The following is a 1,247-nucleotide window of genomic DNA, read 5'->3' on the forward strand; positions in this document are numbered from 1 at the left end:
CATATTTAGGCAGCACAGACTATACTTTTTTCATACCTCTAATAAAAACCTTGTTTTCCCATTTTTCTTCTTCATGCATGAGTACTGCGCCAATTGTCCGTATAGCTGATTGATCATTAGGGAATATGGTAATAACTTTTTCTCTTCTTCTAATCTCCCTGTTTAAGCGTTCTAGCATGTTAGTTGATTTAAGGTGCTTATGGTACTCAGACGGTTCAGAATGGAATTGCATTGTGTCTTCAAATCCTTCATCCAACAATGTAATAGCCTTTTGATATGCTTTTACATCCTGGTATTTTTCTACAAACTGGTTCTTCAACTCTCGAGCATGAGAAAGCTTCGAAGTTTTAAAGATGGCCTGAAGCTCTTGACGAGCTTCTTTGGTATCCTTTTTAGGCAGAGCATCTGCAAGGTTCCGTAAGAAATGGACATAGCATCGTTGCCAAGATGTTCCCAAGAACGATTGTTTGATAGATTTTACTAACCCGGCATGAGCATCAGAAATAACCATTTTGGGGGATTGAATCCCTCTTGACTTCAGGTACTCAAAAAAATTTGTCCAATTGTCCGCAGATTCTGCGTGATTTACCTGTAAACCGATAATTTCCCTGAATCCATTTTCGTTAACTCCACACGCCACATAGACAGCCTTTGAAACGACTTTATCGTGTTCACGAACTTTAATGTACATCGCATCTGCGTAGATGTATGGGTAATAAAAAGCATTAAGGGGACGGTTTCTCCAATCATTAATAACCGGATCAAGCGTCTTGGTTAATTCTGATACAAATGATTTCGAAACCTTTTTCCCGCATATTTCCTCCACGATTTTGGTTACTTTTCGTGTGGAGACACCGTTAACTACCATCTCCACCATTGAGAGAATTAGAGCCTGTTCCCAGCGCTCGTATTTCTTAAAAACAGAGGTGGAAAATTCACCATCCCTGGTCCGTGGAACCCTAAGCTTAAGTGAACCCACACCGGTAAGTAATTCTCGCTCATAATAGCCGTTACGATAGCCTCTGCGTTCTTCCGTTCTTTCGTGTGAAAGAGCGTTGATGTATTCATCTCTCTCTTTTTCCATTAGAGAATTTAAAATGAGGGAAAGAGAGGCTTTAACAGGTGAATCTAAAGAGCTTTTTTCGACTTTTTCTTTGAGATCTTCAAGATTTATAGTAATATTGATTTGGGTCATCATCATGTCCTCCGTAAATGTGATTTTCTTGGTCGAAAAAAACATTTTAACA

The 1,247-nt window shown here is 39.1% G+C and carries 1 protein-coding gene; it reads right to left on the reverse strand.

The window, feature by feature from the left end; all coding sequences use genetic code 11:
• Positions 1-19: 19 nt before the first annotated feature.
• A complete protein-coding gene (locus tag AR334_RS18940; protein ID WP_066316309.1) occupies positions 20-1,195 on the reverse strand; it encodes an IS256 family transposase in 1,176 nt (391 codons plus the stop codon).
• Positions 1,196-1,247: the final 52 nt, after the last annotated feature.

This window comes from Bacillus sp. FJAT-29814, from assembly GCF_001510715.1.
Classification (GTDB): domain Bacteria; phylum Bacillota; class Bacilli; order Bacillales; family Cytobacillaceae; genus Neobacillus.